Annotated in this window: 19 protein-coding genes; 3 read left to right on the plus strand and 16 right to left on the minus strand. The window is 66.2% G+C overall.

Going from position 1 to position 20,249, the window contains the following annotated elements:
* Positions 1-10: 10 nt before the first annotated feature.
* Positions 11-751, minus strand: coding sequence for an SDR family oxidoreductase (locus ACXJMY_RS17875; protein ID WP_456620657.1), 741 nt, complete (start codon positions 749-751; stop codon positions 11-13).
* Between the two features lie 121 nt (positions 752-872).
* Between ACXJMY_RS17875 and ACXJMY_RS17880 the strand changes: the two genes are divergently transcribed.
* Positions 873-1,766 (plus strand): LysR family transcriptional regulator, encoded by an 894-nt coding sequence (locus tag ACXJMY_RS17880; RefSeq protein ID WP_456620658.1) that lies wholly within the window; start codon positions 873-875, stop codon positions 1,764-1,766.
* Here ACXJMY_RS17880 and ACXJMY_RS17885 read toward each other — a convergent pair.
* From ACXJMY_RS17885 to ACXJMY_RS17900, 4 genes are all read right to left on the minus strand, one after another.
* Positions 1,761-3,386 (minus strand): ABC-F family ATP-binding cassette domain-containing protein, encoded by a 1,626-nt coding sequence (locus tag ACXJMY_RS17885; RefSeq protein ID WP_456620659.1) that lies wholly within the window; start codon positions 3,384-3,386, stop codon positions 1,761-1,763. The genes ACXJMY_RS17880 and ACXJMY_RS17885 overlap by 6 nt on opposite strands.
* Positions 3,387-3,518: 132 nt before the next feature.
* On the minus strand, positions 3,519-4,766 hold the full coding sequence (locus ACXJMY_RS17890; protein ID WP_456620660.1) for an amidohydrolase family protein: 1,248 nt from the start codon (positions 4,764-4,766) through the stop codon (positions 3,519-3,521).
* A 17-nt stretch (positions 4,767-4,783) separates the two neighbouring features.
* Complete coding sequence (locus ACXJMY_RS17895; RefSeq protein WP_456620661.1) at positions 4,784-5,281, minus strand: GAF domain-containing protein; 498 nt, start codon at positions 5,279-5,281, stop codon at positions 4,784-4,786.
* Positions 5,278-6,636 carry an MFS transporter gene (locus ACXJMY_RS17900; RefSeq protein WP_456620662.1) on the minus strand — a complete coding sequence of 453 codons (1,359 nt, stop codon included), beginning with the start codon at positions 6,634-6,636 and terminating at the stop codon, positions 5,278-5,280. The genes ACXJMY_RS17895 and ACXJMY_RS17900 overlap by 4 nt, the downstream gene beginning before the upstream one ends.
* A 111-nt stretch (positions 6,637-6,747) precedes the next feature.
* Between ACXJMY_RS17900 and ACXJMY_RS17905 the strand changes: the two genes are divergently transcribed.
* On the plus strand, positions 6,748-7,680 hold the full coding sequence (locus tag ACXJMY_RS17905; RefSeq protein WP_456620663.1) for a LysR family transcriptional regulator: 933 nt from the start codon (positions 6,748-6,750) through the stop codon (positions 7,678-7,680).
* A gap of 5 nt (positions 7,681-7,685) precedes the next feature.
* Here the strand turns inward: ACXJMY_RS17905 and ACXJMY_RS17910 are convergent, their stop codons facing one another.
* Genes ACXJMY_RS17910 through ACXJMY_RS17950 form a run of 9 tightly spaced genes read right to left on the minus strand, consistent with a single transcriptional unit; the run spans position 7,686 to position 15,848 of the window.
* On the minus strand, positions 7,686-8,033 hold the full coding sequence (locus ACXJMY_RS17910) for a RidA family protein (RefSeq protein WP_038951035.1): 348 nt from the start codon (positions 8,031-8,033) through the stop codon (positions 7,686-7,688).
* A gap of 15 nt (positions 8,034-8,048) precedes the next feature.
* Entirely contained in the window at positions 8,049-9,170 is a 1,122-nt protein-coding gene (locus ACXJMY_RS17915; RefSeq protein WP_456620664.1) for an NAD(P)/FAD-dependent oxidoreductase, read from the minus strand.
* Positions 9,167-10,585, minus strand: coding sequence for an FAD/NAD(P)-dependent oxidoreductase (locus ACXJMY_RS17920; RefSeq protein ID WP_456620665.1), 1,419 nt, complete (start codon positions 10,583-10,585; stop codon positions 9,167-9,169). The genes ACXJMY_RS17915 and ACXJMY_RS17920 overlap by 4 nt, the downstream gene beginning before the upstream one ends.
* Complete coding sequence (locus ACXJMY_RS17925; RefSeq protein WP_456620666.1) at positions 10,582-10,878, minus strand: (2Fe-2S)-binding protein; 297 nt, start codon at positions 10,876-10,878, stop codon at positions 10,582-10,584. Before ACXJMY_RS17925 ends, ACXJMY_RS17920 begins: the two co-directional genes overlap by 4 nt.
* A gap of 27 nt (positions 10,879-10,905) precedes the next feature.
* Entirely contained in the window at positions 10,906-12,042 is a 1,137-nt protein-coding gene (locus ACXJMY_RS17930; RefSeq protein ID WP_456620667.1) for an NAD(P)/FAD-dependent oxidoreductase, read from the minus strand.
* An 8-nt stretch (positions 12,043-12,050) separates the two neighbouring features.
* Complete coding sequence (locus tag ACXJMY_RS17935; RefSeq protein ID WP_456620668.1) at positions 12,051-12,857, minus strand: ABC transporter permease; 807 nt, start codon at positions 12,855-12,857, stop codon at positions 12,051-12,053.
* The gene (locus tag ACXJMY_RS17940) at positions 12,854-13,753 is read right to left on the minus strand and encodes an ABC transporter permease (RefSeq protein ID WP_456620669.1); all 900 of its coding nucleotides are present in this window, start codon (positions 13,751-13,753) and stop codon (positions 12,854-12,856) included. Before ACXJMY_RS17940 ends, ACXJMY_RS17935 begins: the two co-directional genes overlap by 4 nt.
* The gene (locus ACXJMY_RS17945; protein WP_456620670.1) at positions 13,750-14,790 is read right to left on the minus strand and encodes an ABC transporter ATP-binding protein; all 1,041 of its coding nucleotides are present in this window, start codon (positions 14,788-14,790) and stop codon (positions 13,750-13,752) included. The genes ACXJMY_RS17940 and ACXJMY_RS17945 overlap by 4 nt, the downstream gene beginning before the upstream one ends.
* 23 nt (positions 14,791-14,813) lie before the next feature.
* Positions 14,814-15,848 (minus strand): ABC transporter substrate-binding protein, encoded by a 1,035-nt coding sequence (locus ACXJMY_RS17950; protein WP_456620671.1) that lies wholly within the window; start codon positions 15,846-15,848, stop codon positions 14,814-14,816.
* Positions 15,849-16,124: 276 nt separating this feature from the next.
* On the opposite strand from ACXJMY_RS17950, the gene ACXJMY_RS17955 reads away from it, so the two are divergent.
* Positions 16,125-17,024, plus strand: a complete 900-nt coding sequence (locus ACXJMY_RS17955) for a LysR substrate-binding domain-containing protein (protein ID WP_456620672.1) — start codon at positions 16,125-16,127, stop codon at positions 17,022-17,024.
* A 254-nt stretch (positions 17,025-17,278) separates the two neighbouring features.
* On the opposite strand, the gene ACXJMY_RS17960 is transcribed toward ACXJMY_RS17955, so the two are convergent.
* Together ACXJMY_RS17960 and ACXJMY_RS17965 are read right to left on the minus strand one after the other, a co-directional pair.
* The gene (locus ACXJMY_RS17960) at positions 17,279-18,652 is read right to left on the minus strand and encodes an amidohydrolase family protein (protein ID WP_456620673.1); all 1,374 of its coding nucleotides are present in this window, start codon (positions 18,650-18,652) and stop codon (positions 17,279-17,281) included.
* Entirely contained in the window at positions 18,649-20,232 is a 1,584-nt protein-coding gene (locus ACXJMY_RS17965; protein WP_456620674.1) for an ABC transporter substrate-binding protein, read from the minus strand. The genes ACXJMY_RS17960 and ACXJMY_RS17965 overlap by 4 nt, the downstream gene beginning before the upstream one ends.
* Positions 20,233-20,249: the final 17 nt, after the last annotated feature.

Consider the following 20,249-nt stretch of genomic DNA (forward strand, 5'->3'; position numbering starts at 1 on the left):
TGTGGCGGGATCAGATGATCCCGCCATTGGTGCGCAGCACCTGGCCGTTGATCCATGCGCCATCGGGACCGGCGAGGAACGAGACTGCGGCAGCGACGTCCGTGGGCTGGCCGAGCCGCTCCAGCGGCGCCAGCTTGGTGAGGTGGTCGATCACCTGTTTGGTCTTGCCGTCGAGAAACAGCTTTGTTGCAGTCGGTCCCGGCGCTACGGCATTCACGGTGATGTTGCGGCCGCGCAGCTCCTTGGAGAGCACATGCGTCATGGCTTCGACCGCCGCCTTGGTCGCGGCATAGAGGCCATAGCTCGGGGACAGCATTGCGGTCTGGCTCGAGGACAGGTTGACGATGCGGCCGCCAGTGCGCAGCCGGCGCGCGGCCTCACGCAGCGTGTTGAAGGTGCCCTTCAGGTTGATCGCCATCTGGCTGTCGAACAGGGCGTCGTCGGCCTCGGCGATCGCGGCGAGCCGCATGATGCCGGCATTGTTGACGAGGACGTCGACACCACCGAAAGCGGCGTCCGCCATGTCGAACAGGCGCGCAACCGCGGCGGGGTTGCTGACGTCGGCCTGCGCGGTGATGGCCCGGCCGCCGGCCTTCTCGATCTTGCCGGCCAGCGCTTCCGCCTCGGCCGCGCCGCCCGCGTAGTTGATGACGACCGTAAAGCCGTCGCCCGCGAGCCGTTCGGCGATCGCAGCGCCAATGCCGCGCGAGCCACCGGTGACGATTGCGACTTTTCCGTTTGCGTTGGACATTTGCGTTCTCCGTGGTTCCGAGCCGCTCCTTGCGGCTGACACGGAGGAAATTGCCCTTTGCGCGGCCAAAGATAATCTGGCATAGATTGGCATCATTGTTCTGACATCGCGAACAATAGCCATGGACCGCCTGGACGCGATGCGGCTGTTCACCCGGGTGGTCGAGCGCCGCAGCTTCACCCAAGCCGCAAACGACATCGGCCTGCCGCGCTCGAGCGCGACGCAGGTGATCCACCAGCTGGAGCACCGGCTCGGCGTGCGGCTGCTCCAGCGCACGACGCGAGTGGTCCGCCCGACGCTTGATGGCGAGGCCTATTACCGCCGCTGCCTTGCCATTCTCCAGGACGTCGAGGATGCCGAGGGGGCTTTTTCGGGGACCAAGCCGAGAGGCATGCTGCGCATCGAGGTGCAGGGCACGCTGGCGCGACACTTCCTGATGCCGAACCTGCCAAAGTTCTTCGCGCAATATCCCGACATCGAGATCGCGATGAGCGAAAGCGACCGCTGGGTCGATCTGGTCCACGAAGGCGTCGACTGCGCGCTGCGCTGGGGCGAGCTCGCCGACAGCGGCCTGATCGCGCGCCGGCTCGCGGTGCTCGATCGCATCACCTGCGCCGCGCCCGCCTATCTGAAACGCATGGGACGGCCGAAATCGGTCGACGATCTCGCGCGCCACCAGATGGTCGGGCTGCGCCGGCTGTCCAGCGGCGACATCGAGCCGTTGCGGTTTGCCATCGACGGCAAGCTGCACGACCTTTCGCTACCCGCGCCATTCTCGGTCACGGGGCCGGAGAGCTATCTGGTGGGGACACAGCTGGGCCTGGGTATCGCCCAGATGCCGCGTTTCCACATTGCCGACGACCTCGCGCGTGGAAGCCTGGTCGCTTTGCTCCCGGATAGCCCGCCGCCTTCGGCGCCGGTTTCGCTGATGTATGCCCAGAATCGCCAGCTCACCCCGCGCGTGCGCGCCTTCAGCGACTGGCTGGCGCAGGAATTTCGCAAAGACGGCTCATGATATTCGCGTCGTGTCGCTTGCAGGGTGCCTCGCAAGGTCACCTGCGAGATCGAGCCGGCGCGTGATCCCTATGGCCTGCAAGAACGCCTCGTCATGACTGACGACGAGCAGCGCGCCGTCATAGGCCCTCAGGCCCGCCTCGACGGCTTCGATGGACTCGATGTCCAGATGATTGGTCGGCTCGTCCAGGATCAGCAGGGACGGCGGCGTTGAGCCGCCCAGCACGCAAGCCAGGCCTGCACGAAACAGCTGCCCGCCGCTCAGGCTTCCGACAGTCTGTCGTGCCGCATCGGCGCGAAACATGAAACGCGCCAGTGCGGCATGGCACTCATTCGCACCCGCCCTTGGATTGAGACGCCCAAAATTCTCCAGGATGGAGATCGCGGGATCGAGCAGGCTGACCCTCTGATCGAACAGCGCCAAACCGGGCTTGACCCGCACGGTGCCCGACAGAGCAAGCATCTCGCCTGCGATCAGTTTCAGCAGTGTCGTCTTGCCGGAGCCGTTTGGCCCGACGACGGCAACGCGCTCAGGCCCGACGATGGCAAGCGACAGATCGCGCAAGACCGGCCGCTCCGGCTGATAGCCGGCACTGACCCGGTCGAGCCAAAGCACCTCCCTGCCCGCCGGCAGATGCGTGGAGGGCAATTTGACCGATAGCGGCTGAAGAATTTCGATGCGCCGGCGCGCCGCGTCGACCGCCTCAAGCGCCTCCGTGCGCCGCCTTTCGGCGATCTGCGCATTCTTTCCGCCGCTATCCTCGCTGCGGTCCTTGCGCGCGCCGGCCAGAATGCGCGGCAAGTCGCCCTTGGCGCGCTTCTTCTTCCCGCCGCTGTCCTTGCGCGCTTTCCGCTCAGTTGCCTCCTGCGCCCGTCCGTCGATCTCGACCAGGCGCTTTTCGGCATGCGCGAGGTCGTGCCTGATAGCGCTGAGTTCGACGGCTTTCTGTTCGCGGTACCTGCGCCAGTTGCCGCCATATCGTGTAGCCTCGAGCGACGTCAGCTCGACGATGGCGTCCATGGTCTCGAGCAATGCCCGGTCATGGCTGACCACGATCGCGCCGCCGCGCCAGGCGGCGAGCAGCTCGACCACGGCCTTGCGTCCGTCGCGGTCGAGATTGTTGGTGGGCTCGTCCAGCAGCAGAAAATCCGGCTGCGCGAAGACCAGCGCGGCCAGACGAACCCGCGTGACCTGGCCGCCCGACAGGCAGGACAGCTCCGTGTCAGGCGCGAGATCGAACCCCACGCGCGCGAGCGTGGACGCGAGCCGCGTTTCGAGAGTCCAGTCGACGTCGGCGATGTCCTCGGCCGAGGCATCGCCGCGCTCCGCTCGTCGAAGCAACGCCAACGCTCGTCGCGCGCCGAACAGGTCGATCACCGTCGCGTCCGCCGGGAGCTGGACGTCCTGGCGCAGCAGGCCAACGGTTCCGTTGACGAGAACGCGTCCTGACTGAGGAACGTGCTCTCTCGTGATAGAGGCGAGCAGCGTGGATTTTCCAACGCCATTGCGACCGACCAGGCCGGTTCGCTCGGCGCCGAATGTCAGGTCGATGTCGGAAAGGAGAGAGCGGCCGTCAGGCGTGGACAATGACAGGCGTGACAGGATGATCGAAGCAGGCATGGAGTTCCCCGTGAGCAAGGCAGGTCGGCTTTGCGGTCGGGGTCATGTCCATGGCTGCGAATGTCCTGATTGGGAGCTGCTCAGTAATCCTGCCGAAGCAGGAGATCAAGCGGCATCTGACACGGCGCGCCGCTACGCGGCCAGCCTGTCGAACTGGATCTTGCCCGCCTTCATCACCAGCGGAATGCGCTCGCCTTGACCGAGCAGGCACGCAACGTCACGCAACGGGTTGCCATCGACCACCAGCAGGTCGGCAAAAGCCTCGGGCACGATCCGGCCAAGCTTGCCCTCCATGCCGAGCACCTCGGCACCGACCACGGTCGCGCTGGCGATGACCTCGCGGCTCCCGAGAATTTCGGCGCGGATGCGGAACTCGTCGCTCTGGAGGCGTTGCGACGGTCCAAGCAGATCGCTGCCAAAACCCATTTTTACCCCGGCCTTGCGATAGATCTCGAGCGAGCGCAGGCCGGCATCGCGCACGTCAGCGATCTTGGCGACGCTTTCGGGCGGCAGGCCGTACTGGGCGCCCTCGTTGGCCAGCGCCTCATAGGTGACGAGCGTCGGCACCACATAGGCGCCCTGCTCGGCCATCAGGCGCGCGGTCGGCTCGTCGACGAGATTGCCGTGCTCGATGGTGCGCACGCCGCAGCGGACCGCGCGCGCGATCGCCGCCGCGGTATAGGCATGGGCGAGCACGTAGGTCTGGCGGCCCCGCGCCTCCTCGACGATGGCGCGGATCTCGTCCTCGGAGTAGCCGAAGGCGCCGACCGGATCGGTCGGCGATGCGACGCCGCCGGACGCCATGATCTTGATCTGGTCGGCGCCCATCTGGAGCTCCTCGCGCGCGGCCCTGCGCACGCCGTCGACACCGTCGGCGACGCGCGCCAGCGCGCCGACGCGCACGCAGCAGGGACAGGGCGCGTCGCTGGCGAGGTAATCCGAGCGCGCCCGCATGTCGCCGTGCCCGCCGGTCTGGCTGAGCGCGCGGCCGGAGACGAACAGCCGCGGACCGTCGGTCAGGCCGGTCTCGATGGCCTGCTTCAGCGCATGGCCGGCACCGCCCGCGTCGCGGACGGTGGTAAAGCCTCGCCGCAGCATGCCGCGCAACAGCAGCGTCGAGCGCAGCGTGACCAGCACGTTCGGCATGTGCACCTGCTGCGCCAGATTGAGCTCGACCGCGACCGCATGCACATGCAGATCGATCAGGCCGGGCATCAGCGTCTTGCCCTTCAGATCGATGGTCCGGTCCGCGGACGCCGATAGCGGCCGGTCCGAGACCTCCTTGATCAGATTGTCCTCGACCAGCACATGATGTCCCTCCAACAAGTCCGGCTGGAGCGGATCGAGCAGAGCGGCGTTCTTGAGGAGGATGCTGGGCATGGCGATTTCCTGTCTGGTCAGGACGGTGTGAGCAGCGCGGGCAAGGCGAGCTGGGCGAACGGGAGACACGCGGCGACGTCGTCCTCGCCGTACCACTCCGCCTCGTGGAGCAGGTTGAGCGAGCCGAGCGTGCGGCCACGCCAGCGCACGGGCATGTTGAGCACGCTGGCGCAGCCGAGCGAGGCGATCAGCGCGTGGTCGGAAAAGACGTTGCGCAGATCGTCCGGCGTGCGGCCGATATAGGCGTCGCCGCGATCGAGAACGGCCTCGGTCCACGGGCCTGGCGCCAGGCGCTTGCGTCCGCCGGGAGGGTACGGGCCGGGGAGATTGGAATAGACCCGCGCCGCTTCGCCGCTGTCGTCGTCATAGGTCAGGATGGTGAACAGCTTGTGCCCGATCGCCGACTTCAAGGCTTCGTCGAGCGCCGCAAACAGCGCCTCCGGCTGATCCGGCCTGCCCTGCGCGGTCGCGACGGCGCAGAGAAGGGGATCGGCGCGGTGTTGCGTCCGCATCATGCGACCTCACCCGCCGCAATCTCTTCCAGCGAACGGCCGCGCGTCGGCACGCCCATCAGCACGACAGTGAGCGCGCCTAGCAGCAGCACACTGGTGGTCAGGCCGAACACGCCGGCGAAGCCGAAATTGGGATAGAGGTAGCCGACCAGGATCGGCGAGACGATCGCACCGATGCGGCCGATCGCGGAAGCGAGCCCGGCGCCAGTGGTCCTGACCGCCGTCGGAAACACTTCGGCGGTATAGGCATAGACGCCCGCATAGGTGCCGTTCATGAAGAAGGACAGCAGGATTCCCGCCATCATGATGTGCTGGTCGCTCTGCGCGAAGGCGAGCCCGAGCGCGCTGGCGCCGCCGAGCACCATGTAGGTCGCAATCGTCGCCTGCCGGCCGATGCGCTCGTTGAAATACGCGGCGCTGAAATAGCCGGGAATCTGCGCGCAATAGATCGCGATCGAATAGGCGAAGCTCTTGGTGATGCTCATGCCGTTCTGGACCAGCAGGCCTGGGATCCAGACGAAGAAGGAATAATAGCTGAAGGTGATCGCAAGCCACATGATCCAGGTCATGATGGTGATGCGCGCCTGCCGGCCTGCCAGCAGCGCCGCGAAATTGGCGAGCAGTGTTCCGGCAGACCCGGCGGGTGCCGTGGCCTCGACGACCGGCTGCGGCAGGACATGGCCCTCGCGCGCAAAGCCGGCCTCGATCCTGTCCAGCACGGCTTCGGCTTCCTTCTCCCGTCCCCGGGTTTCGAGCCAGCGCGGCGATTCCGGCAAGGCCCTCCGCCACCACAACAGCATGACGACCGGCACCGCCGTGATCACCAGCACGATGCGCCAGCCGTTCTCGTAGGCGGGAACGATGAAGTAACCGAGCAAGGCGGCAGCGACGAAACCGAAGGAGAAGAAGCCGGCCAGCGCGCCGGTAAAGCTGCCGCGGAAGCGCCGCGCCACGAATTCAGCCAGATAGGGCGCGATGATCGCGCTCTCCGCGCCGGTGCCCATGCCGGCAACGACGCGGGCGACGAAGAAGGACGGCCAGGTATCGACCATCGCACTCACGATCGATGCTGCGCAGTAGAGCGCCAGCGCCGACATCATCACCGCGCGGCGGCCGATCAGGTCGCCCAGCGTGCCCGCCAGCAAGGCGCCGAACAGGAAGCCGATATAGGTGCTGCTGCCGAGCACGCCGATCTGGACGCTCGACAGATTCCATGCGGTGCGCAGCACCGGCAGGATGAAGGCCAGCACCGCCGCGTCCATCGCGTCGAACATGTAGCCGAGCCCGCCCATCAGCAGCAGATGCTTGTGGAAGCGTGCGAACGGAAGGCGCTCGATGCGCGCCGATATCATCGACATGAAAGTCCCCCTCGATTTGACGGCCCCGGCGCGCCGCGTGTCGTTCGGGAGGGAACCATAGACAAAGTGACATTATCGTCATAATTTATAATGATGATCTAATATATCACCATGGTGAATGATCTCGTGTCGTTCCGCGCGCTCGACCTCAACCTCCTGAAAGTCTTCGAGGCACTGATGACCGAGGGCAGCGTCACCCGCGCCGCCAACGCGCTGACGATGACGCAGCCCGCGGTCAGCAACGCGCTGGCGCGGTTGCGGGACGCGCTCGGCGATCCCCTGTTCGTGAGGTCGGGCACCGGGATCCGTCCGACCCAGCGCGCCGTGGTGCTGTGGGAGCCGATCGGCGAGGCGCTCGAGAGCGTGCGCGGAGCGCTCGACGGACAGGTGTTCGATCCCGGCCGCGCGCAGACCGAGTTCACCCTGTCGATGTCGGATTATGTGGCCTCGCTGGTGATGCCGAACCTGCTGAACCATCTCAGTGAGACGGCGCCGAAGGCACGCGTTCATACCGTACCCAACACCATCCTGGAGATCGCCGACCAGCTCGAGGACAACCGGGTCGACTGCGTGTTGAGCGTCTATGTCAACGAGGCGCAGCAGCCGGCCGCCATTCGCTCACGCTCGCTGTGGACCGTCGACTATGCCTGCTTCATGCGGCGCCATCATCCGCTCGCCGTCAACAAGCGGCTGAGCACACGCGCCTTCCTCAACGCAGGGCATGTCGACGTGAGCCTCGCCGGAAAGACCCTGCCGTCCTACGACCTGTTCCTCGCCTCGCGCGGGCTGTCGCGTAACGTGGTCGCGACCGTCAATCATTACAGCGCCGCCTACGAGATCGTGCGGCAGTCCGACCTTATCGCCGTGCTGCCGCGCGATCTGCGCTCGCAGTCCCGCCATGCGCCGTTGCTGCACGCGATGCCGCTTCCGCTCCAGGCGCCGCCGCGCATCGTCAGCCTGTTCTGGCACCAGCGCAACGACACGGTGCCCGCGCAGCGCTGGCTGCGCGAGACCCTGGTCGGGATGTTCGCCAGATCGGACTGACCGGGTCAGCCCTTGAGCGCGGTGACCACCACCTCGATCAGCGCACTGCCGCCGAGATCGGCGACGCCGACGGTGGCGCGGGTGGGCAGATTGTCGCCGAAGAATTCGGTCCAGGCCGCGTCCATCTCCTTCTTCTTGGAAAGATCCGTGACGAAGATCGAGGCGCTGACGATTCGGGACTTGTCGGTGCCGGCTTCCTTCAGATAGCCGGCGATCTTGCCGAGGATGTTGCGGGTCTGGTCGCCCATCGAGACCGAGGTGTCGTCGGCGATGGTGCCGCCGAGGAAGACGAAGCCGTTGGCTTCGACGGCGCGGTGCATGATGGGCGTGCGGATGCTGCGGGTGATGCTCATGATGTCCTCTTGTTGCTAGAGCGTGGAGGGATGGAAGCGGTCGATGCCGAGATCGCTGACGCGGGTCTGGGTGCCGCCGTTGACGATCAGCTCCGCCATCACGGCGCCGGCGCCGGGGCCGAGCTGGAAGCCGTGCAGCGAGAAGCCGAACTGGTGATAGAGGCCCTTGTGACGGGAGCTCGGCCCGAACACGGGGATATCGTCCTTCATCTTGGCTTCGATGCCGGCCCAGGCGCGCACGATCGTCGCGCTGCGCATCACCGGAAACAGCTCGAACACGGTGCGGGCGCTGGTCGCAAGGCTCTTCCAGTCCAGCACAGTCTCGTTGCGGTCCTGATAGGGCGTCGCCAGATGGCCGCCGCCGATCAGCACGGTGCCGTTCTTGAATTGCTTGAAGGAGAGCTTTCGCCCGCGCAGGATCACGACGGGATCGATGAAGTGCGGCACGCGCGAGGTGATCATCAGCATCGGCGCCACGGTCTCGACCGGCACCGGCTCGCCGAGCGCAGCCGCGATCTTTCCGGCCCAGGCGCCGGCCGCGTTGACCAGCACCGGCGCGGCAAAACTCTCGGTGCCGACATCGACGTGCCAGAGGCCATCGCTGTACCGGATGTTGCTGGCGGCCACGCCCTCGCGAACACTGGCACCGAGCTGTTCGGCCTTGCGCCGGAACGCGGTCGTGGTCTGCGCCGGATTGGCCGCGCCGTCGCGGCGCGACACCACGCCGCCCGGACAGGTCTCGGCCACCGCCGGCACCAGCCGACGTAGTTCAGTCGCGTCGATCAGTTCCTCGTGGGTGAAGCCGAGCGCGTTCAGCTCGGCGACGCGGGCGCGGCAGACCGCAAGCTCGTCCTCGTTCTCCGCAACCAGGACCTGGCCATAGCTCTCAAAGCTGCAATCGTCGTCGACGAGCTCTGAAATCTTCTCCCAGATTCCCATCGAGCGGATCGAGAGCGGAATTTCGGGGATGTGGCGTGCGAGTTGGCGCACACCGCCGGCGTTGACGCCGGAGGCGTGCCGGCCGGCATAGTCCTTCTCGATCAGCACCGGCTTCAGGCCGGCAAGGCACAGATGCAGCGCCGTCGAGCATCCGTGGATGCCGCCGCCAATGACGATCGCATCCACGTTTTTGGTCATCCGCGCACCACCGCCTTGATGTCGTCTTCGCTCTTCGGAACGGCGGCGAGTTCGGCGAGCGTGATCGGCTTCACCGGCGCGCGCAGCCGGTAATAGCCGATCTCCTGCGGGCTCTTGGCCCGCGCCTGCGCCATCAGCTCGGTGACGGTGAGGCCGCAGAGCCGGCCCTGGCACGGCCCCATGCCGGTGCGGCGATAGGCCTTGAGCTGGTTCGGCCCGGTCGCACCGATCGCGACAGAATCGAGAACGTCCTTTGCTGTCACTTCCTCGCAGCGGCAGACAATAGTGTTGCCCGAGGGAATGCGGAACTGCGGCGCGGGGCGGAACAGCGTGTCGAGGAAGACGCGGCCGCGCTCGGCCTTGGCAAGATCGGCGCGGAGCGCCGCCATTGCCGGGAGCTTCGCAGCAGCCGCGGGCGCCAACGCCTCCACCGCCGCGCGCGCCGCGACGCGGCCGCGGACGACGGCGGCATTGGCACCGCCGATGCCGGCGCCATCGCCGGCAATCGCAATGCCGGCGACCGACGAATTGCCGCTCGCATCGAGCACCGGCGACCAGCACAATTGCAGCTCGTCCCAGCGGTGTTCGATTCCGGCCGCCATCGCCAGATTGACGTTGGGCACGACGCCCTGATGCAGCAGCAACAGATCCGCAGGAATGGTCTCACGCTTGCCGCCCGCGACATAGCTCACGCTCGCGAGCTGGCCGTCACCGGACGCTGCAAGCTCGGTGACGCCGGAGACGACCTGCACCTTCGCCTTCACCTCGCGCATCATCGACAGGCCCTTGGTGAAATAAGGCGAAGTCAGGAAGGCGAAGGCGTGCGGCAGCGCTGCAAAATAATTCCCGCGCTCGGTGGTGTCGAGGATGCGGTCGATGCGGCCGCCGAGACGAAGGATCTGCGCGGCAAGCAGCCAGAGCAGCGGCCCCTGCCCCGCGATCACGGTGCGTCCGTCCGGCACCAGCGCCGACGATTTCAGCATGGTCTGCGCGGCACCCGCGGTCATCACGCCCGGCAGCGTCCAACCGGGAATCGGGAACGGCCGCTCCAGCGCGCCGGTCGCAAGGATCACTCGCTTCGCCTTGACGAAGGCCGAGGCGCCGCCGATGGAGACGGCGATGTCGAGATTGCGGTCGAGGCTCCAGACCGTGGCGCGATGAATGACCTCGGCATTGCTCGCGCGCAGCGACTGCACGAGGTCAGCACCGACCCAATAGTCGGCGCCGAGCTGATCGCGCTCGGTCACCGGCGTCGAAGAAATGGCGCGGAACACCTGGCCGCCAGGGCCGATGTTCTCGTCGAGCAGCAGCGTCGACAAGCCGGCTTCGGCGGATGTCGCGGCAGCAGCAAGCCCAGCGGGACCGGCGCCAATCACCACCACATCGTAATCTTCGCGCTTGGGAGCCATGGTCATTTTCCGATCTCCCGCTTGCCCTTCTGGATCTCGATCTGCATGCCCTCGGCGACCGGCACCAGGCAGCCCTGGCGATTGCCGACGCCATCGATGGTGACGAGGCAGTCGAAGCACACGCCCATCATGCAATAGGGCAGCCGCGGCGCGCCGCTCACCGCGGTCGAACGCCGTGCGTCGCAGCTCGAGGCCAGCAGCGCAGCGGAAACGGTGTCGCCCTGTCGCGCCGCGACGGCAACGCCATCGACGAAGATCTGCACTTGCGGGCGTTTGTCCTGTTCGGATCGTCTAAACATGGGATGCCTCTTGGCTCCTTGATATCTCTAGTAGCCGCTGTTGTTCGCAGCGCGATCGCTCGCAAAACGGCTTGCCGAGAACGCCCCGACCAGCTCCGGCTCGAGCGCGCCAGCTGCGACCATGCGCGCGATCTCGAAGGCGTGGTTGGAGGCGAGCGTCACGCCGGAATGGCAGCAGGCGACGAAGGCACCGGGATGCGTCTCCGACTGGTCATAGATCGGAAAGCCGTCCTGCGGCATGACGCGGATGCCGGCCCAGCTCCTGACCACGTTGAGCCGCGCCAGATGCGGGAACATGCGCTGCGCGCGATCGGCCATCACGCCGCTGATCGAATGCTTCAGCGCGCGGTCGTCGAGCTCATCTTCCTTGCTGTCGCCGATCATCACCGTGCCCTCGTCGGTCTGGCGGATCGTGGTCAAAGGATGCGGCAGGAACGGCATGGTGCGTTCGGTCACCACGATCTGGCCGCGGGTCGGCCCCATCGGCGCGTAGAGGCCGACCTTCGGCGCCAACGTCTGGTTGGCATTGCCGGCCGCGAGCACGATCTTGGCGGCGCGGAGCTCGCCCTTCGGCGTGGTGAGGTGGAACTCACCGCCGCTCTTGCTGATCGCCGAAACCGGACGCTCCGGAAAATAATCGATGCCGAATGCCCTAAAGCCGGTGTGGAAAGCACGAAACGTGCGCAGCGAATTGACGTGACCATCGAGCGGACAAAAACTGCCGCCGGAGACTTCCGGCCCGATCAGCGGCAACGCCTTCTTCACCTCGGATGCGGAGAGCATCTCCATCTTGTAGTCGGCCGCACCGGCCTGGTTGTGCATGCGCTTGACGAGTTCAGTGCGCTGGCCGAATTCGTCCTCGCCGAGCGTGAGATGAAAGCCGCCGTTCTGTTGGAGCGAGACATCGAGGCCGGTCTGTTGCTTCAGCTCCGCGGCAAGCCGGCTCCACGCCTGTGACGCCTGCACGGTCCAGACCGTATAGGCCGGCATGCCCAGCCCCTTGCTCTGCACCCAGACCAGCGCAAAGTTCGCGCGCGAGGCGCGCTTGGTGATGTCGCCTTCGTCGAGCACGGCGACGCTCTTGCCGAGCCGGCCGAGGCCCCAGGCAATGGCGGAGCCGAGCAATCCGCCGCCGACGACGGCGACGTCGTAATCCCCTGACATGAGTTCTCCTATCGTCCCGTATCGCCCTTGCCGGCGAGCACACGGTCGAGCCCGTAGAAGCGGTCGAGCAGAATGAGGGCGGTCATGGTGATCGCGATCACGCAGGCCGAGACCGACGTCACCAGCGGATCGATGTTGTCCTGGATATAGAGGAACATGCGCACCGGCAGCGTCTCGGTGCCGGGTGCTGCAAGGAAGACGGTCATGGTCAAATCGTCGAAGGACTGGATGAAGGCGAGCGCCCAGCCGCTGATGACGCCGGGCAGGATCAGCGGCAGCGTGACGCGGCGGAACAGCGTCCAGCCGCCGGCGCCGAGCGAGACCGCGGCCATCTCGACCGAGAGGTCCATGCCGGTCGCGGCCGCCAGCGTCAGCCGCAGCGCGAACGGAAACACGATGATGACATGCGCGATGATCAGCGCCGCGAAGCTGCCACCCATCCCGGCCGAGGTGAAGAAGCGCAGGAAGGCGATGCCGAGCACGACATGCGGAATCATCAGCGGCGACAGGAAGAGAGCTGCAAGCGCATCGCGGCCGCGGAAGCGATAGCGCGCGATCGCCAGCGCCGCCGGCACCGCGAACAGCAGCGCGACGAAGGAGGACAGCGCCCCGAGCCCCAGGCTGACCCAGAAGGCATGGATGAATTCGGGGTAGTTGGCGATGGTCCTGAACCAGCGCAGCGAGAAGCCGTTGGTCGGCAGCGACAGATAGCCCTCGGGCGTGAAGGCGACGAGGCAGACCACCAGGATCGGCGCCACCATGACGATGACGAAGATGGTGTGGAAGATCAGAGCCAGCGGTCCGTTCCTTCTCATCGGAACACCTCGGCATAGCGCCGCTCGATCAGCGCATTGCTGCCGACCACGATCAGAACCAGCGCCACCAGCAGCAGCGTGGCGACCGCAGCACCAAGCGGCCAGTCCAGCGTGTTGAGAAACTCGTCATAGGCGAGCGTCGCCGCGACCTTGAGCCGGCGGCCGCCGATGATCGCAGGCGTCGCGAAGGCACTGGCCGAGAGCGAGAACACGATGATCGCGCCCGACAGCACGCCCGGCATGATCTGCGGCATGATGATGCGGCGGATGATGGTCACAGGTCCGGCGCCGAGCGACATCGCGGCGTTCTCGATCTGCGGATCGAGACGCTGCAGCGCCGCCCACACCGACAGCACCATGAACGGCATCATCACATGCGCCAGCGCGATCACCATGCCGGTCTCGGTGAACATGAACGGAATCGGCGCACGAATCATCCCGGCCGACATCAGGAGCTTGTTAACGAGGCCGTTGTTGCCGCCGAACAGCAACGCCCAGCCGAGCGTGCGCGCCACCACGGAGATCAGGAGCGGCCCGAGGATCACGAGCAGGAAGAAGCTCTTCCAGCGACCGCTCATGCGGTTGAGGATGTAGGCTTCGGGCGCGCCCAACAATGCGGTGAGCAGCGTGGTCAGGATCGCGATGCGAAAGGTCCGCCCGAACATCTCGGCGTAGTAGGGATCGGTCGCGATCTCGCGCCAGTTCTTGAGGATGAAGACCGGCTCGATGCCCTTGTACTGGCCCCAATCGTGGAACGACAGCATCACCGTCATCGCCAGCGGGATCAGCAGCACGCCGACGAACAGCATCAAGGCGGGTGCGGTGAGCGCCCATGGCGCGCGCGCATTGCGCTTCTCGGCGGTACCCTGCGGAGCCGTGGCCGCGACCGCGCTCATGCGGCAACCCCAGTGCGCACGCTCATGTCCTCCGGCCGCCAGGCAAGGCGGACCGCCTCGCCTTCGGCCGGCTGCCGCTCACCGTCATTCTGGCGGATCACGATCGCCGGGCCGCATTCGCTGTCGCACTGGAATAGCCAATGATTGCCCTGGAAGATGCGCATGACGATTTTTGCGTTGAGCCCCGCGTCGCCAAAGCCAATACGTTCAGGGCGAATGCTGACCGTCACGGGGCCACTGAGACCGGCCGGCGCCGGCGCGCTCCAGGAGCCCGCCACCAGCTTCGCGGGCGTCGCGGTCCGATCGACCGTCGCGGCAAAATCGTTGGTCTTGCCCAAGAACTGCGAGACGAAGGCCGAGGCCGGACGCTCGTAGGTCTCCTGCGGCGTGCCGATCTGCTCGATCTTGCCCTGGCTCATCACCACGATGCGGTCGGACAGCGACATCGCCTCGTTCTGGTCGTGGGTGACCAGGATCGTGGTGGTGCCGATGGTGCGCTGGATCTGGCGCAGCTCGATCTGCATCTCCTCACGCAGCTTGGCGTCGAGGTTGGACAGCGGCTCGTCGAGCAGCAGCACGCTCGGCTTGATCACCAGCGCGCGCGCCAGCGCCACGCGCTGCTGCTGTCCGCCGGACATGCGGCGCGGATGGCGGTCCTCATAGCCGGCGAGGCCGACCATCGCGAGCGCGGAGCGGACGCGCTCGGTCCGCTCGGCGCGTGGCACGTTCCGCATCTCGAGGCCAAAGGCGACGTTCTCGGCCGCGGTCATGTGCGGAAACAGCGCGTAGCTCTGGAACACGATGCCGAGCCCGCGCTTGGCGGGATGGATCGCGGCCAGGTCCTTGCCCTCCAGCCGGATCGCGCCGCGCGTGGGATCGAGGAAGCCCGCGATCATCTGAAGGGTCGTGGTCTTGCCGCAGCCGGAGGGGCCGAGGAAGGAGACGAATTCCCCCTTCCCCACCGCCAGACTGAAGTCGTCGACCACAGTCTGCGCCCCGAACTGCTTGCCGACCCGATCGAGCTCGAGATAGGCCATGGCACTGTCTCCGCTATGACCGATCAGCGTTCGACCTCGCGGTTCCAGCGCTTGGTCCACTCCTCGCGCTTCTCGTTGATGACCGTCCAGTCCGGATTATAGAGCTTTGCCGCGCGCTCGCCGATCGGCGCCATCTTGCCGAGCTCCGGCGGTACCACCAGCGATTTCAGCACCGGGCCGTAGCCGTAGTCCTTCAGCAGCACGAGCTGGATTTTTGGGTCGAGCAGCATCTTGATGAAGCTCCCGGCAAGCGGCGAGGCATTGGGCTTCGTGATCGGACACGCCGTCGTCAGCAGCGTCGCGGCGCCTTCCTTCGGGTAGACGAAGTCGACGGGGAAGCCGGTATTGGCAAAGCTCTGCACGCGGCCGGTGCCCCACACCGCGATCACGGCCTGGCCGGACTGGAACAGCTCGGTCATCTTGCCGGGTGACGGCTCATAGGCGAGCACGTTCGGATTGATCTGCTCCTTGAAGATCTTGAAACCGGAATCGACGTTGGACTCGCCGCCGCCATTCATCTTCGACAGCATGACCAGCGCTTCGAGACCGTAGGTGTTGTTGATCGGCGGGATGACGAGCTGCTTGGCGTATTTCGTGTCCTTCAGATCGTTCCACGAGGTCGGCGGCGCCCAGCCCTTCTCGGCAAACACCTTGGTGTTGTACATCAGGCCGGTGGCGACGATGCCGATCGCCACCGCGCGATCGTCCTTGAAGCGTGCGGTGTCGTAGAGGTCGGCCGGCACCCCGTCGAGCTTGCCGCAGAAGCCGAGCTGGATCGCCTGGTACATCGGGCCGTCATCGACAATGGCGACGTCGATCTGCTGGTTGCCCTTCTGGGCCTGGAGCTTTGCCAGCGTGTCGGTGGAGTTGCCGGCGACGTATTCGACCTTGACGCCGTTTTGCTTCTCGAAGGCGGGGATCACCTCGTCGCGGATGGTCTTCTCGAACGAGCCGCCGTAGCCGGCGACATAGAGGGTTTTCTGCTGGGCCGAGGCGACCGACGGGGCGGCAATGAGCGCCGCGATGCTGACCGCTGTCAGAAGGCGAAGAGTCTTCATGTGGACCGATCTCCAATACCGGAATGAGCTGACGTGCCGACGAGTCTCGCTGGCTGAAGCGCGTTGCCGCATTTCCTTCCGCGCAAACGCCTCCCCGATCAGGGCTCCGGCCCCTGGTCGGCGGTTTTGACGCGATCCGGAGGTTTGAACCCCTCCAATCTGCCGAAAAAGCGGGCTGTCTCCAGTCCTGATGAAAAAGATCGCAAACCCGAGCTTCCATCGTCCAATGAATAATGGCACCCTCTGCATGCCTAAATGTTATGAATGGAATTTGGGATGGCCCGGATCAATTCCCGGCAGGTGGAGGCCTTCCGCGCGACGATGCTGACCGGCAGCGTGACCGAGGCGGCGGCGCTGATGACCGTGACGCAGCCGGCGGTCAGCCGGTTGCTGCGCGACCTCCAGGCGCTGTTGAAGATGGAGTTGTTCGAACGGCGCGGCACCGGCCTCGTGCCGACCGCCGCGGCGATGGCGCTCTATACCGAAGTGGAGCGCTCCTTCGTCGGACTCGAACGCATCACCGCAGCGGCGGAAGAAATCCGCGGCCGCCGCACCGGCTCATTGCGAATTGCAGCACTGCCAGCGCTGTCGAACGGCTATCTGCCACGGCTTACCGGTCACTTTCTGAAGGAGCGGCCGAACCTCAACCTTGCCTTCTTCGGCGTGATCTCGCCGATCGTGGTCGACTGGGTGCTGAACAATCAGTGCGACGTCGGCTTTGCCGAGGTGCCGATCGCGCATTCCGGCCTGCCGAGCCAAAGGCTGCCAGCGCCGGCGCGCGTCGCGGTGCTGCCGACCGGTCACCGCCTCACGGAGAAGGAAGTGCTGGAGCCGCGCGACTTCGAGGGCGAGACGTTCATCTCGCTGTCTGCGGGGTCGTCGAGCCGGCACCTGGTCGACCAGGTTTTCCATCGCCACGATGTCCGCCGCGTGCTCAGGGTCGAGACCACGCTGTCGGAGATCATGTGCGGCATGGTGTCGTCAGGCCTTGGCGTCGCCATCTGCGATCCCTTCACCGCGCAGGAATTTTCCACCCGCGGCGTCGTCGTGCGCCGCTTCCTGCCGCGCATCGACTTCGAATTCTCCGCGGTCTTTCCGGCGCAGCGCAGCCCCTCGCCGGTGGCGCTGGATCTGGTCGAGACCATGCGCAAGTCGCTCGCGGAGTTTGAGGATTAGATCGAGAGTTTCGATTGCGGAGACAGCCCCTCACCCCACCCTCTCGCCGTAAGAACGGGGCGAGGGAGTGAGAGAGCGGCGCGTCCCTCACTCCAAAGGCCAGCTGAACGGGTGTCGCGTGCCGCGAGTCTTAACCTCTCCCCGCCCTGTCGCGGGGAGAGGTCGGATTGCGAAGCAATCCGGGTGAGGGGCCGGGCACTGTGCTGCCAAGATCGGACGCCATCCGGCTCGCAAAGCCAGCTACAAGGCGACCCTCAGCCGTTGAACGCGGCCTGCGCCTCCGGCAGGTCCCAGATCTTGCCGATCGCAGCGCTGCCTGCCGCTGTGATCGCCGCCTCATCCGCGCCGACATAGCGGCCGGCATCGACCAGCACGCGGCCGTCGACCACGACCTGGTCGATATTGGCGCGGTTGGCGAGCGCGATCAGCGCGCGGCGCGGATCGAACAGCGGCTGGAGATGCGGATGGGTGAGATCGACCACGGTGAGATCGGCGGTCGCGCCCGGCTCGATCCGGCCGAGGTCCGGCCGCCTGATGACGTCGGCGGCAATCGCCGTATTCGCCTCGATCAGTTCGGGCGAGTTGGCGACGTCGGCACGCTGGGATGTGACCTTGGAGATCAACGAGGCGGCGTTGAGCTCGCCGAGCAGGTCCATGTTGTAGCCGTCGGTGCCGACCACGGTGCGCACGCCGTGCTCTGCGAACCGGCTGAACGCCGCGGTGATTCCGGCGCGCGCGAACACCCGCGGGCAGTTCAGCACGGTCATGCCGCGCGCGGCCATCAGCTTGAGGTCGTCGTCGGTGCTGAACATGCAATGCGCCGCCATGAGATCGGGCGCGAGCAGGCCGAGCCAGTCGAGATATTGCGCCGGCGTGCGGCCGCCATAGCGCTTGCCGATGGTCTCGACCTCGGCACGGCTCTGCGCCATATGCGTCGTGATGGGCACGCCGAGCTCGCGCGCCCGGGTGGCGCAGGCCTTCAGCAGGTCGGGGCCGCAGGTGTCGGTCGCATGCGGGCTCATCGCGAGGCCGATGCGGCCGTCGCCGCGATTGTTCCAGCGCTGATAGAGCGCGTCCCACGTCGCCATGTCGGCGGCGCCGTCGTCGCCGGAGTACTGAACCACGCCGTCCGGACCGGCCTTGGCGTCGGAGGTGGAGAAGAGATAGGGCGCGCCGTAGAAGCGGATGCCCATCTCTTCCGCCGCGTCGAACATCTCGGGGATCGAATTGCGGAACGGCTCCATCACCGTGGTGGCGCCGCCCTTGAGGAGCTGGAGGATGCCGAGCCGCGCGACCGCCATGCGTTCTTCCGCCGACAAGATATCGGCGCCGCGCTTGGTCAGCGGCAGCAGCACTGTGTAGACGATGCTCTGGTTGTTCTTGCGGCCGTTGCCGTCCTCGCTGTGGCTGCGCGCCACCGCCTCGCTGAAACAGTGATTGTGCAGATTCAGCAGGCCCGGCAGAACGAAGCGGCCGGGACGGTCGTAAGTTTGATCCGCACGCGGCCTGTCGCGCGTGATCGCGGCGATCTTCTTGCCTTCGACCAGGACCCAATGGTCGCGCAACACGTCCTGCGCGCCGTCTTTCCGTGACAGCACATAGCTGCCGAAGATTGCTGTGGTGCTCATGCGGGGCGTACGTTCCAGAAGACGGCGGTGCCGTCGAGAATGCCGGTGATGGCTTTGCGATAGGCGGTCGGCTGCTTGTACAGGCCGATTGGAATATAGGGGATTTCCTCGAATGCCACCGCCTGGATCTCGCGGCAGATGCGCTGCTGCTCGGCAAGCTCGGCGGCCGCCAGCCACTGGCTGCGCAAGGTCCCCATCTTCTCGCTCGCATACCAGCCGGCGACCTTGCCCTCGCCGCGGATGTTGGTGTTGCCGGCCGGGTTGAGCCAGTCGATGCCCTGCCAGTTGCCGACCGCCGCGCTCCAGCCGCCCTGCCCGATCGGATCCTTCTTGAGCTGGCGCTGCAACACGACGGCGAAATCGAGCCCGGCATATTCGACGTTCATGCCGGCCTTGCGCAGACTGTCGACGGCGATCTCGCCGAGCGGTTTTTGCGCCAGCGAATTGGTGGGGACGAGCAGCACGATCTTCTCGCCGTTGTAGCCAGCGGCCTTCAGATCCGCCTTGACCTTGGCGTAATCGCGCGGCCCGCGGAAGACGTCGAGACCGACGTCGCTGGCCATCGGCGTGCCCGGCGCGAAGTAGCCGATTGGCGAGACCTGGAAGGCCGGATCGGTGCCGGCAACCGCGGTCATGAAGGCGGACTGATCGATCGCACCCAGCAGCGCACGGCGGATCGCGGGATTGTCGAACGGCGGCTGGAGGTGATTGAGGCGCAGCATGCAGGCGTAGCCGCGGGGGTCGAGGATGCGCGTCTCGATGTCGCCGGCGGCCTTGATGACGGGAAGCAGATCGTGCGGCGTGGTTTCCTGCCAGTCCTGCTCGCCGGTCTGGAGCGCGGCGACGCCGGTGCCAGCATCGGGCGTGGTGGTCCAGACCACCCGGTCGTAATGGACGATCTTCGGGCCCGCGGTCCAATCCGGCTTGCCGTCGCTGCGCGGCTGATAGCGATCGAACTTGGCATAGGCGTTGCGGGCGCCCTGCACGCGCTCGTCGGCGAGATAGCGGAACGGGCCGCTGCCGATCACTTCGGTCAACGGCTTGAACGGATCCTGGCTCGCCAGCCGCTCGGGCATCATGAAGCAGGGGTTGATCGCGGCCTTGCCGAGCGCCTGCGGCAGCAGCGGGAACGGACGCTTGAGGCGGAAGCGGATGGTGCGGTCGTCAGCGGCCGACAGTTCTGCCGTCGCCTCGATCAGCTCGCCGCCAAACCCGTCGCGAGCGGCCCAGCGGCGGATGCTCGCAACGCAATCGCGCGCCAGCACGCGCTCGCCGTCGTGCCAGAACAGGCTGTCACGCAGGGTGAGGTCCCATTGCAGTTGGTCGCCGGAGATGGCCTGGCCCGACAGCATCTGCGGCGAGACCTGGAGCGAGGAGCTCATGCCGTAGAGCGTGTCGTAGACCATGAAGCCGTGGTTTCGCGACACCTGCGCGGTCGAATAGATGGGATCGACGAAGGCGAGATCGATGACGGGGATGAAGCGCAGCGTGGTCTGGGATTCGGCGCGGACGATGCCCGGGAACGACAGCGCCGGCATTGCTGCGGCGGCCTTGAGGAGCGAGCGGCGGGAGACGGGCATTACAAGAGGCTCCTGAA

This window comes from Bradyrhizobium sp. P5_C12, from assembly GCF_054049735.1.

Bases quoted from the DNA above. Each gene is read 5' to 3' on its own strand.
- ACXJMY_RS17875 (WP_456620657.1), bottom strand. From the start codon at position 751: ATGTCCAACGCAAACGGAAAAGTCGCAATCGTCACCGGTGGCTCGCGC.
- ACXJMY_RS17880 (WP_456620658.1), top strand. From the start codon at position 873: ATGGACCGCCTGGACGCGATGCGGCTGTTCACCCGGGTGGTCGAGCGC.
- ACXJMY_RS17885 (WP_456620659.1), bottom strand. From the start codon at position 3,386: ATGCCTGCTTCGATCATCCTGTCACGCCTGTCATTGTCCACGCCTGAC.
- ACXJMY_RS17890 (WP_456620660.1), bottom strand. From the start codon at position 4,766: ATGCCCAGCATCCTCCTCAAGAACGCCGCTCTGCTCGATCCGCTCCAG.
- ACXJMY_RS17895 (WP_456620661.1), bottom strand. From the start codon at position 5,281: ATGATGCGGACGCAACACCGCGCCGATCCCCTTCTCTGCGCCGTCGCG.
- ACXJMY_RS17900 (WP_456620662.1), bottom strand. From the start codon at position 6,636: ATGTCGATGATATCGGCGCGCATCGAGCGCCTTCCGTTCGCACGCTTC.
- ACXJMY_RS17905 (WP_456620663.1), top strand. From the start codon at position 6,748: ATGGTGAATGATCTCGTGTCGTTCCGCGCGCTCGACCTCAACCTCCTG.
- ACXJMY_RS17910 (WP_038951035.1), bottom strand. From the start codon at position 8,033: ATGAGCATCACCCGCAGCATCCGCACGCCCATCATGCACCGCGCCGTC.
- ACXJMY_RS17915 (WP_456620664.1), bottom strand. From the start codon at position 9,170: ATGACCAAAAACGTGGATGCGATCGTCATTGGCGGCGGCATCCACGGA.
- ACXJMY_RS17920 (WP_456620665.1), bottom strand. From the start codon at position 10,585: ATGACCATGGCTCCCAAGCGCGAAGATTACGATGTGGTGGTGATTGGC.
- ACXJMY_RS17925 (WP_456620666.1), bottom strand. From the start codon at position 10,878: ATGTTTAGACGATCCGAACAGGACAAACGCCCGCAAGTGCAGATCTTC.
- ACXJMY_RS17930 (WP_456620667.1), bottom strand. From the start codon at position 12,042: ATGTCAGGGGATTACGACGTCGCCGTCGTCGGCGGCGGATTGCTCGGC.
- ACXJMY_RS17935 (WP_456620668.1), bottom strand. From the start codon at position 12,857: ATGAGAAGGAACGGACCGCTGGCTCTGATCTTCCACACCATCTTCGTC.
- ACXJMY_RS17940 (WP_456620669.1), bottom strand. From the start codon at position 13,753: ATGAGCGCGGTCGCGGCCACGGCTCCGCAGGGTACCGCCGAGAAGCGC.
- ACXJMY_RS17945 (WP_456620670.1), bottom strand. From the start codon at position 14,790: ATGGCCTATCTCGAGCTCGATCGGGTCGGCAAGCAGTTCGGGGCGCAG.
- ACXJMY_RS17950 (WP_456620671.1), bottom strand. From the start codon at position 15,848: ATGAAGACTCTTCGCCTTCTGACAGCGGTCAGCATCGCGGCGCTCATT.
- ACXJMY_RS17955 (WP_456620672.1), top strand. From the start codon at position 16,125: ATGGCCCGGATCAATTCCCGGCAGGTGGAGGCCTTCCGCGCGACGATG.
- ACXJMY_RS17960 (WP_456620673.1), bottom strand. From the start codon at position 18,652: ATGAGCACCACAGCAATCTTCGGCAGCTATGTGCTGTCACGGAAAGAC.
- ACXJMY_RS17965 (WP_456620674.1), bottom strand. From the start codon at position 20,232: ATGCCCGTCTCCCGCCGCTCGCTCCTCAAGGCCGCCGCAGCAATGCCG.